The following is a 9,154-nucleotide window of genomic DNA, read 5'->3' as shown; positions in this document are numbered from 1 at the left end:
TTGCCGAGGATGATGCCGCCCAGTTGCGTGCTCTGGGTACGCTCGGTGGCGTTGTTGAGGATCAGGCCCTGCTGGCCGACGTTGTAGTCCTTGAACCGGTTGTGCGACAGGCCCTTGCCGTTGGGCGCGGCGATGTTGACGATCGGCACGCCATTGCCGGCCTGCCCCAGCGTCGCACCGCTCCCGGCGGCGACGCTCAGTTCCGCGGCCGCGCCCACGATGGGGTTGAGGAACATGACGCCCACCAGCAGGGTGGCGACGTTCTGGAAGAAGGGGCTGCGCACGTCCATGTACAAGACTCCAGCTTTGTTCGATTCAGAAGAACAGGTCGACGCGCAAGTACAGCGGCCGCTCCCGCGCTTCGATCACGTCCGGCCGCTCCAGCGAGCGGGCAAAGGTCAGCGAGGCGGCGAGATGCTCGCCCCGCGCGCTCAATTCCACGCCATGGCCGGATAGGCGGCCGTGAAAGTCGGGGTTGTAGCGCCCGCCATGAATGACGCCGACGTCATAGGCGTAGGCCAGGCCGTATTCCTGCAGGAACGGGCGCAACGGCTCCCAGCCGACGGGGCGTCGCCAACGCAGCTGGTTGCGCCAATAGCCGCCGGTGTCGCCGGATAACGATTGCTCCTTGTATCCGCGTACCGACGCCAGCCCACCAATGCTGATGCGCTGCGGGCTGTAGAGCACGTCTTCGCTCTTCTGGGCGTTGAGCAATGAATCGAAGCTGAACGACTCGTCCCATAGCCGGAACGGCTGCAGCGCGCTCAGCGTCAGGCTGTACTTGTGGTAGCGGGCGTCCGGCTCGCCGTAGCGCGGGTCGCCGCGGCGCTGCGCGTCGAAGGCGCCGGTGCCATGCTGCCAGCCCAGGTCGAGGTTGACGAAGGCGGTGCCGATACGACGGCCATGGTTGAGGCCGAGCTGCATTTCCGACAGGCGCTGGCTGGAGACGTCGAGCAGGCTGTTCTCGATATAGTTGCGGGTACGCAGGTGAGCCACGCCGAAGCTGACGGCGGTCTTGCTGACCGCATCGCGGTGCAGCACGCGCTCTGCGCCCAGCTGATGGCTCTTGCTTTCGCCGTCCATTTCGAAGAGAAAGCCCGACGCTTCCCCCCGGGTCCGGTAGTAGCTCTGGTTGTAGCCATAGCTGAACGTCCACCAGCCGTACGGCAGGCTGTAGGACAATCCCTGGTTGGCCGAATGGCGATGCCGATCGCTGACGGCATCGCCACCGCCACGCAGGCTGAGCTGGTCGGCCAGGCCCAGTGGGCTGTCCCAGTCGAGCCCCAGCCCCCACTGTTGCTCGCCGGTGCTCCTTTCACCGTTGTTGTGGCGATTGAGGCTGACCCGCCAGGGCCTGAGCGGCTCGCCCTGCAGGCGCACGCGGCTGCCACCGGCCTCGGCACCGGGCAACAGCTCCATCTGCGCCGGCCGTGAAGGCAGGCGGTTCAGCTGATCGACCAGTTGCTCCAGCTGGCGCAGGTCGACGATGTCGCCGACCCGCCCGGGAAAGGCCATGGCCAACTCACGATCACTGGCGATGGCCGACCGATCCAGGCCTTCGAGACGGCCCTCGATCACCAGCACCTCCAGCTCGCCGTCGGCCATGTCCTGTTCCGGCAGGTAGGCGCGGGACGTGACGTAACCTCGGTCGATATAGAACTGGGTGATGGCCTTCAGCAGCGCGTTGAGCTGGCTGACGCCGAGGCATTGGCCTTCATAGGGCTGCAGCAGCCGGCGCTGCTCGTCGGGCGAGACGAGGTCGGCACCCTGCAGGCGAATCGTGCGGATTTCGAAGCAGCGCTCGTCCTCGGCGGGGGCCGGCTGCTCGGGCAGCACCTCGCGCCCGGGCAATTGCTGGAGTTCCTCCAGGCGTCGGCGCTGCTCCTCGAGCAGGCGTTCCTGGCGGTCACGGATCAGATCACGTTCGCCAGGCAGCGTCGGCACCTGAGCGAATGCCGAAATGAAAAAGAATGCGCTTCCCAGCGCGGCGAGCAGCTGTCGCATCGCGAGCATCCCTGGCCAAAAGTACAGGCCCGCGATCGTGGGCGTTATGCCATCACGAGACAATCGAGTGCTGAAGAGAATGTGATTCAACCCCGGGAACAGATCACACTCTCAACAACTCCTGGCGTCATGCAGGGAACTTTTTCGGAGAAGAAACTCGCGCAGCAGAGCGAAACCAGAAGCCCGCCCGAACACCGGCAATCTAGATAGCCGTTGCCCCACCATCCACCGCCAACGCATGGCCGGTGGTGAAACCCGCACCGTCGCTGCACAGATAGAGCACCGCTGCCGCGATCTCATCCACCGTGCCCACCCGCCCGACCGGATGCATCGCGGCGGCGAATTCGGCCTTGCGCGGGTCCGCCTCGTAGGCGCGGCGGAACATGTCGGTGTCGATCACCGCCGGGCAGACCGCATTCACCCGGATCCGCTTCTTGGCATATTCGATGGCAGCGGATTTGGTCAGCCCGATCACCGCGTGCTTGGACGCCGAATAGATGCTCATCTTCGGCGCCGCCCCGAGGCCGGCGACCGAGGCGGTGTTGACGATGGCGCCGCCGCCCTGGGCCAGCATCACCGGCAACTGGTGCTTCATGCACAGCCAGACGCCTTTGACGTTGACGCCCATGATCGCGTCGAACTCCGCTTCGCTGCCCTCGGCCAGCCGGCCCTGCTCGATCTCGATGCCGGCATTGTTGAAGGCGTAGTCGAGCCGGCCGTAATGCGAAAGCGTCCGTTCGATCAGTGCCCTGACCTGCTCGTCGCGGGTGACGTCGCAAGGCACGGAGATCGCATCCCCGCCGGCGGCCCGGATCAGTTCGACGCCCTGCTGGATACCCGCCTCATCGACATCCGCCAGCACCACCTTGAGCCCCTGCTCGGCAAAAGCCAGTGCGGTGGCGCGGCCGATACCCGCCGCAGCGCCGGTCACCAGGGCGACCTGGCCGGAGAATTTCATGCCCATGCTCGTATTCCTGAAGAATTGAGAACCACCCAGAGGTCTTGAAGTGACCATACAGGGCGTGCCGGTCATATTTATACCGGCAAGCATGGCCCTTGCGTGGCCATATCACCGGGCTGGATGCCTGTGCATTCCAGCGAGCGACGCACCTTGCAGCCTGGTCGCGAGCGGGCTAAACCAAAACTTTCGCAATGACGGGATTTTTCTCCATGCCCCTGCTCAACCAGCAATTCCTGCTCGCCCGCCGCCCGGCCGGCGCACCGACCCGGGAGACCTTCGATTTCATCGAGACGCCGGTGGGCGAGCCCGCTCCCGACCAGATCCTGGTCAAGGTCGAATACCTCTCCATCGACCCAGCCATGCGCGGCTGGATGAACGATGCCAAGTCCTATATCCCGCCGGTCGGCATCGGCGAAGTGATGCGCGCGCTGGGCGTCGGCAAGGTCATCGCCTCGCGGCATCCGGGTTTCGCCGAGGGCGACTACGTCAACGGTGCGCTGGGCGTACAGGCGTACTTTCTCGGCGAGCCGAAAGGCTTCTACAAGGTCGACCCGCAACAGGCGCCACTGCCCCGCTACCTCTCCGCGCTGGGCATGACCGGCATGACCGCCTATTTCGCCCTGCTCGCCGTCGGCCGGCCGNCCGAAGGCCGGCGAGACCGTGGTGATTTCCGGCGCGGCGGGGGCGGTCGGCAGCATTGCTGGACAGATCGCCAGGATCAAGGGCTGCCGTGTGGTGGGCATCGCCGGCGGCGCCGACAAGTGCCGATTCCTGACCGAAAAGCTGGGCTTCGATGGCGTCATCGATTACAAGAACGACGACCTCGCGGCAGGCCTCAAGCGCGAATGTCCGAAGGGCGTCGACGTCTACTTCGACAACGTCGGCGGCGATATCCTCGACACCGTGCTGCCGCGCATCAATCTCGGCGCGCGCGTGGTGATCTGCGGCGCCATCAGCCAGTACAACAACAAGGACGCCGTCAAGGGTCCGTCCAACTACCTGTCGCTGCTGGTCAACCGTGCGCGGATGGAGGGCATGGTGGTCACCGACTACGTGTCGCGCTATCCCGAAGCGATGCGCGACATGGCCGAATGGCTCTCCAGCGGCCAACTCAAGAGCAAGGAGGACATCATCGAGGGGCTGCAGACCTTCCCCGAAACGCTGATGAAACTGTTCACCGGCGGCAACTTCGGCAAGCTGATCCTCAAGGTGAGCTGAGCGCCGCGGCGCTCGGCGTCTCAGCCGAGTTCGGCCACCACCGCCGCCAGCGCCTGCGCCGGATCGGCGGCCTGGCTGATCGGCCGGCCGATCACCAGGTAATCGGAACCGGCGGCCATGGCCTGGGCCGGGGTGAGAATGCGACGCTGGTCGTCCTGGGCGCTGCCGGCCGGACGGATACCCGGCGTTACCAGTTGCAGTTGCGGGAACTGCGCCTTCAGCGGGACAGCTTCCTGCGCCGAGCAGACCAGTCCGTCGAGGCCCGCCTGCGCCGCCAGCCCGGCCAGGCGCAGGACCTGTTCCTGCGGCGCGACATCCAGGCCGATACCGGCGAGGTCGGCCTGCTCCATGCTGGTCAGCACGGTGACGCCGATCAGCAACGGCGAAGGGCCGGCGGCCTTCTCCAGCGCCTCACGGCACGCCGCCATCATCCGCAGGCCACCGGAACAATGTACGTTGACCATCCATACACCCAGCTCGGCTGCCGCTTTCACGGCCATCGCCGTGGTGTTGGGAATGTCGTGAAACTTGAGATCGAGAAACACCTCGAAGCCCATGCCCTGCAGGGCCTCCACCACCGCCGGACCACAACGGGTGAACAGCTCCTTGCCGACCTTGACCCGGCACAGCCCGGGATCGAGCCGCTGCGCCAGCGCCAGCGCGGCGTCGCGGGAAGGAAAGTCGAGCGCGACGATGATCGGGGTTTGGCAGGTCATGGCGAGTCCTCGGCAAAATTCGGCGCGCATTGTCGCAGAAAAAACAGCCGACGACGAAAGCTTGCCGGGCCGCTCAAATTTCGGAGGACGGCCCGTCATCGACCTGGCGACCGGGCACACGTAAAGTGGGCAGCAGCCGCAGTACGCGGCCACCACTCACAACCGCCTGGAGGAAAGCATGCCCTGGTATTTCTGGCTCATCCTGGTCGTGGCGCTGGGCTCCATCGTCGGCAGCCTGCTGATGCTGCGCTCGACCGCCCGCAAGATACCGCTCACAGAAGAACAGAAGAAGCGCATCGCCGAGCGCAATGCCGAGGCCGACGCCCGGGACTCGCGGGACCGCTGAGAGCCGTTGCCACCCTCGCCACTGCGCGGCGACGGGGCTATTGCGCGTCCCGGCACAGCTCCGCGGCCAGCCGTCCGAGTGTGCGCAATGCCCGCTCCGTCTCGTGATTCCACGGCAGCCCGCAGTTGATCCGGATGCAATGGTTGAACTGTTCGGTGTTGCTGAAGATCAGCCCCGGCGCGATGCTGATGCCCTGCTCCAGCGCACGCACCTGCAGGTCCTTGGTGTTGACCCGCACCGGCAGGCTGACCCACAGGATGAAATTGCCCTTGGGCCTGGTCATCTGTGTGCCTTCCGGAAAATAGCGCTGCACCGCCAGCTGAAAGGCACTGAGGTTCTTCCGGTATTCCTGGCGGATGTAGCGCAGATGGCGGTCGTAGCCGCCGTTCTCCAGATAGGCGGCCACGCCCATCTGCGTCACGCTACAGGCCGAGTGCGTGCTGAACGTCTGCAGCCGCTCGACCTCCGGCTGATGGCGCCCGGCGATGATCCAGCCGATACGCACGCCCGGCGAGAGGGTCTTGGAGAAGCTCGAGCAGTAGATCACCCGCCCCTGCTGGTCGTTCGACTTGAGCGCCTTGTACAGCCCCTGCTCGAACATCAGCTCGCCGTAGATATCGTCCTCGACGATCTGGATGTCGAACCTGGCCGCCAGGGTGAGCAACTGGCGTTGCCGATGGTCCGGCATGCTCACGCCCAGCGGGTTGCTCAGGCGCGCGGTCAGCACCAAGGCCTTTATCGGCCATTGGCTGGCGGCCAGTTGCAGCGCTTCCAGGCTCATGCCGGTGTCCGGGTCGCTGGGGATCTCGATCACCTTCAGCCCCAGCAGGTCGGCCAGTTGCAGCAGGCCATAGTAGGTCGGCGACTCGGCGGCGATCAGGTCGCCCGGCTTGGTCAGCACCCGTAGCGCCATCTGCAATGCATCGACACAGCCGTGGGTGATGACGATTTCGGCAGGATCGACCACCACCCCGGCATCGCGCATGCGGATCGCCACCTGGCGACGCAGCGGCTCGTAGCCGGGACTGAACATGTAGCTGAAGGCCCGCGGACTGTGGAAGCGCGTGACCTTGGCCAGTTGCTGGTGCAGCGCGCGCACCGGCAGGTAGTCCACGTGGGGCACCGCCGCACCCAGCGGGATCAAGCCCTCGCGACGGGACTCGCTGAGCACCTGGTTGATGATGCTACTGCGGGTGACCAGGGTCGGCCGCTCGACCCGGGCGATATCCGGCGTCGGCGCGGTGAGCACCGGCGTCTGGTGCACGTAGAAGCCCGACTGCGGGCGGGCGCGGATCATCCCCTGGTCCTCGAGGTTGGCGTAGGCCTGCAAGACCGTGGCATGGCTGACGCTCAGTTGCCGGCTCATCTTGCGCACCGAGGGCTCGCGCTCGCCGGGCCGATACACGCCGCGCCGGATATCCTCGGCGAGCTGCTGAGCGATACGCTGATAGAGCAACAGATTGGTCATTGCGCCGGTCTCCCGCCAACTGAACCGTAACAGTAGCGCATGAGCGGGAGACACGACCAATACAGTTATGCGACGTCTGGCCGAAACAGTCCTCGGCAGCGCTACGACCGGACCCGATCAGCGCTCGGGAGCGAAGCCGCCTTCGGCATCGGAGAACAGGATCTCGACCCGGCGGTTCTGCGCACGACCGTGTGCCGAGGCGTTTTCCGCGACGGGGAAGCGATCGCCATAGCCGCGCACCTCGATACGGACCGGATCGATACCCAGCTCCGCGAGCAGATCGGCCACCGCCTGGGCGCGCGCCTGCGAGAGCATCAGGTTTTCCTGTGCATCGCCGCGACTGTCGCTGTAGCCCTCGATGCGCACCTTGCGTTGCGGGTTGAGCTGAAGAAAGCGCGCCAGCTTGAGCAGCGTACGGTTGGCCGTATTACCCAGCTCGGCACTGCCGGCCCGGAACAGGACATCGCCCAGGGTCATCACCAGACCCCGGTCGGTTTCGCTGGCAGCCAGGCTCATCATCTGGTCCTCCAGCCACAGTCCCTGCTGCTCGGCCGTCATCAGCCTGGCGTCCTGCAACATGCGCCGCAGGCGGTCGCGTTCCATTTCCAGGCGCGCGATGCGTTCCTGATGCTGCAGCAGCAGCCCCTGCTGACGGGCTATCTCGCTGTAGCGCTGGCTCAGGTAGGCATAATGCCGGGCGTCGGCCGCACCGCCCCAATAGTCGGCGAAACGCTCAGCGCGCTGCAGGGTTTCCGCGGCACGCTGCAGGTCCTTGGGCGCGCTGCGCTGGACCGCGACGTCCGCCTCTGCGCGCTGCAGCCTGGCAGACGCCGCACCGAGCTCCCGCTCGGTCTCCGGCGTGGCGCAGCCAACCAGTACCAGCGCGGTCATGGCTATCACGAATCGACTTCTCACCTGGCCTCTCCCAGCTGTTGCCGCAGTCGTTCGATGCGCCGAGTGAGATCGTCGATCTGCGCCTGGTGCCTCTCGTTCAATGCCTGCACCTCCGCCAGTCGCGCGTCCAGCTCCGCCTGTTCGGCCAGCATGCGTGCCTCACGGTGATCTTTAGCGGTCAGCGCCGTTCGCGCCGCGCGCAGCTTGTCCTCGGCCTGCAGCAACTCGGCAGACGCTTCGGGACCTACGGCGCGCGCCTGAACCAGCGCCTGCTCGGTCAGCCGCAACTGTTCCACGGGCGCGGGATCGTGGGCGCAACCGCCTACCATCGACAAGGCGACCAGGGCGCCAGGAAGAAGTCGTTTCAAAACGCTGGACCTACTTTTGCGAAGTATCCGTCGGCCCCGACTGCTGGTTTTTCCAGACCGTCAGGTTGTGCGCCACCAGTTGCCGCGCAACGCCGGCGGCGCGCAATTCTGTCATTTTTCGCGCCAGTTGTCCGCGCAACCAGGGGTCGTTGCAGGCCGAATCATGGGAAATGGCCAGATGCATGTCGCGGCTTATGACCGGCGGCTCGAGACGCTGAATTCTATTCAGCAGCCCCAGGGTATCGGCCGCAGCGATGGTGCTGTAGCGCTCGTGCAACAGATAGTCGCTCCCACCCGCGACGAGGGCCTGAAGGCCCTGACTCACGTCGGCAACCCGCTGCAGCTGCAGATTGGCCTTCGCGAAGGCATCGAATTCGCTGCCAAAGCGACTCGCGGCAACGACGCTACCGGCGTGCCCGCGCAGGTCCTCACGGCTGGAATAGAAGAAGCCGGGCTCATTGCGCACCCAGGCCACCGTCTGCAACTGCACGATGGCAGGATGAATGAAATCCATCTCCTCGAGCCGCTGCAGCGTCAGGGTGGCATCGGCCAGTACATCGACGCGGCCGCTGCGCACCTCGTCGAGCGCCTTGGCCGCATCGCCGGTGTAGAGCAGATCCAGCTTGAGGCCGAGCGAATCGGCGAGCTGCCCGAGCAGGTCGGCATTGGCACCAATCAGCCGCGTGGGATTCTGCGGGTCGCGCCAGAGAAACGGGGGGTTGTCCGCCGCACCGGTGGCCACCAGGCGGTCGCACTTTCCCGCGGCCGTTGCCGTGATGGGCGTCGCCAGCACCAGGGCGATCAGGGCCGATTTCAGCGGGAAGGCAAAACGCATGGAGGTCCCCTTATTGCGCAACGGTGAGGTGCCGGACTCGGGCACGCTGATCTTATCACTGGCGAGACGAGTGATCGCTCAGGAAAAAGGCTCTGCCGGCGTTAAGTGTTGGAGATGGCGCAAAGGCCCGTAGGGTGGGCCGGGCGGCACTCCGCTTCAGCCCACCAGGACACAATGGAGCGGTATCTGGCGAGCTGAAGCCCACCCTACAGCCCAGCGGAATGCAAACCGATCAGCCACGAAAAAACCCGCTGCATGAGCGGGTTTCTTCGACGGCCAGTCAGACTCAGACGAGCTTTTCCAGCTCCGGCACGATCTCGAACAGATCGCCCACCAGGCCGTAG

Annotated in this window: 9 protein-coding genes and 1 pseudogene; 2 read left to right on the top strand and 8 right to left on the bottom strand. The window is 65.5% G+C overall.

Features of this window, described 5'->3' with window-relative positions:
* The 3 genes from IN820_RS09640 to IN820_RS09630 form a co-directional block, all read right to left on the bottom strand.
* Positions 1-290: two-partner secretion domain-containing protein (locus IN820_RS09640; protein WP_193680373.1), on the bottom strand; the 290-nt coding region annotated here is incomplete at its 3' end.
* A 25-nt stretch (positions 291-315) separates the two neighbouring features.
* Entirely contained in the window at positions 316-2,004 is a 1,689-nt protein-coding gene (locus IN820_RS09635; RefSeq protein WP_193680764.1) for a ShlB/FhaC/HecB family hemolysin secretion/activation protein, read from the bottom strand.
* Between the two features lie 202 nt (positions 2,005-2,206).
* The gene (locus tag IN820_RS09630) at positions 2,207-2,968 is read right to left on the bottom strand and encodes an SDR family oxidoreductase (protein WP_193680763.1); all 762 of its coding nucleotides are present in this window, start codon (positions 2,966-2,968) and stop codon (positions 2,207-2,209) included.
* Between the two features lie 206 nt (positions 2,969-3,174).
* Between IN820_RS09630 and IN820_RS09625 the strand changes: the two are divergent.
* A pseudogene (locus tag IN820_RS09625) lies at positions 3,175-4,183 on the top strand (NADP-dependent oxidoreductase).
* A 20-nt stretch (positions 4,184-4,203) separates the two neighbouring features.
* Here the strand turns inward: IN820_RS09625 and pyrF are convergent.
* Positions 4,204-4,899, bottom strand: a complete 696-nt coding sequence (pyrF, locus tag IN820_RS09620) for an orotidine-5'-phosphate decarboxylase (RefSeq protein ID WP_193680762.1) — start codon at positions 4,897-4,899, stop codon at positions 4,204-4,206.
* Positions 4,900-5,077: 178 nt separating this feature from the next.
* Here pyrF and IN820_RS09615 point away from each other — a divergent pair, with 178 nt between their 5' ends.
* On the top strand, positions 5,078-5,245 hold the full coding sequence (locus IN820_RS09615) for a DUF2897 family protein (protein ID WP_193680761.1): 168 nt from the start codon (positions 5,078-5,080) through the stop codon (positions 5,243-5,245).
* 37 nt (positions 5,246-5,282) lie between these two features.
* On the opposite strand, the gene IN820_RS09610 is transcribed toward IN820_RS09615, so the two are convergent.
* The 4 genes from IN820_RS09610 to IN820_RS09595 all read right to left on the bottom strand — a co-directional run bounded on the left by IN820_RS09610 (position 5,283) and on the right by IN820_RS09595 (position 8,810).
* Positions 5,283-6,713, bottom strand: coding sequence for an aminotransferase-like domain-containing protein (locus tag IN820_RS09610; protein WP_193680760.1), 1,431 nt, complete (start codon positions 6,711-6,713; stop codon positions 5,283-5,285).
* Between the two features lie 117 nt (positions 6,714-6,830).
* Positions 6,831-7,604 carry an OmpA family protein gene (locus IN820_RS09605; RefSeq protein ID WP_207793568.1) on the bottom strand — a complete coding sequence of 258 codons (774 nt, stop codon included), beginning with the start codon at positions 7,602-7,604 and terminating at the stop codon, positions 6,831-6,833.
* A 20-nt stretch (positions 7,605-7,624) separates the two neighbouring features.
* Positions 7,625-7,936, bottom strand: a complete 312-nt coding sequence (locus IN820_RS09600) for a DUF4398 domain-containing protein (RefSeq protein ID WP_193680766.1) — start codon at positions 7,934-7,936, stop codon at positions 7,625-7,627.
* Positions 7,937-7,985: 49 nt separating this feature from the next.
* Positions 7,986-8,810, bottom strand: a complete 825-nt coding sequence (locus IN820_RS09595) for a substrate-binding periplasmic protein (RefSeq protein ID WP_193680765.1) — start codon at positions 8,808-8,810, stop codon at positions 7,986-7,988.
* Positions 8,811-9,154: the final 344 nt, after the last annotated feature.

The sequence above is a fragment of the Pseudomonas lopnurensis genome, assembly GCF_015070855.1.
Taxonomy (GTDB): Bacteria; Pseudomonadota; Gammaproteobacteria; order Pseudomonadales; family Pseudomonadaceae; genus Stutzerimonas; species Stutzerimonas lopnurensis.
Note: the sequence above shows the minus strand (reverse complement) of the source record. Positions and strands in the feature narration are given on the sequence as shown.

Bases quoted from the DNA above. Each gene is read 5' to 3' on its own strand.
- IN820_RS09635 (WP_193680764.1), bottom strand. From the start codon at position 2,004: ATGCGACAGCTGCTCGCCGCGCTGGGAAGCGCATTCTTTTTCATTTCG.
- IN820_RS09630 (WP_193680763.1), bottom strand. From the start codon at position 2,968: ATGGGCATGAAATTCTCCGGCCAGGTCGCCCTGGTGACCGGCGCTGCG.
- pyrF (WP_193680762.1), bottom strand. From the start codon at position 4,899: ATGACCTGCCAAACCCCGATCATCGTCGCGCTCGACTTTCCTTCCCGC.
- IN820_RS09615 (WP_193680761.1), top strand. From the start codon at position 5,078: ATGCCCTGGTATTTCTGGCTCATCCTGGTCGTGGCGCTGGGCTCCATC.
- IN820_RS09610 (WP_193680760.1), bottom strand. From the start codon at position 6,713: ATGACCAATCTGTTGCTCTATCAGCGTATCGCTCAGCAGCTCGCCGAG.
- IN820_RS09605 (WP_207793568.1), bottom strand. From the start codon at position 7,604: ATGACCGCGCTGGTACTGGTTGGCTGCGCCACGCCGGAGACCGAGCGG.
- IN820_RS09600 (WP_193680766.1), bottom strand. From the start codon at position 7,936: ATGGTAGGCGGTTGCGCCCACGATCCCGCGCCCGTGGAACAGTTGCGG.
- IN820_RS09595 (WP_193680765.1), bottom strand. From the start codon at position 8,810: ATGCGTTTTGCCTTCCCGCTGAAATCGGCCCTGATCGCCCTGGTGCTG.